Source organism: Streptomyces sp. DH12 (assembly GCF_020873895.1).
Taxonomy (GTDB): Bacteria; Actinomycetota; Actinomycetes; order Streptomycetales; family Streptomycetaceae; genus Streptomyces.
In genome coordinates, this window is sequence record NZ_JAHWGT010000932.1 from 1 (window position 1) to 467 (window position 467).

At 73.7% G+C, this 467-nt stretch carries 2 pseudogenes; both read left to right on the forward strand.

What is annotated here, in order from left to right:
- Positions 1-278 (forward strand): annotated as a pseudogene (locus tag LPA54_RS37835) (ABC transporter permease); the annotation flags it as partial.
- Positions 275-467 (forward strand): annotated as a pseudogene (locus LPA54_RS37840) (ABC transporter permease); the annotation flags it as partial. The pseudogenes LPA54_RS37835 and LPA54_RS37840, both read left to right, overlap by 4 nt.

Below are 467 nucleotides of genomic sequence, written 5' to 3' on the forward strand. Positions count from 1 at the left end.
TGGCGGGCGTGCTCGCCACGGCCCGGCTGCAGGCCAGCGACCCGACGTCGCTGGGCAACCTGATGGAGCTGTCCGCGATCACCGCCGTCGTGGTCGGCGGCACGCCGCTCACCGGCGGCCGGGTCAACATCGCCGGGACGGTGGCGGGCGCGGTCCTCATCCAGCTGCTCACCGCCACCCTCATCAAGCACGATCTGCCGCCGTCGTGGACGCAGATCGCGCAGGCCGTAGTGATCGTGGCCGCGGTCTACGCGGCGCGGGGACGGGGGAAGCGATGACCGTCACGAAGACACAGGCGCCGGTGAGCGCGGACGACGGCACGCAGGCGGCGGGCGCCGAGCCCGTGGGGCCGGCGCGGTCCGAGCGGCTGAGCGCGCTGGTGCAGCAGCACGGCGCGCTGGCGGTGCTGGTCATCGTCTCGCTGGTGGCGACGTTCAGCTTCGACTCGTTCGCGACGGGCGACAACG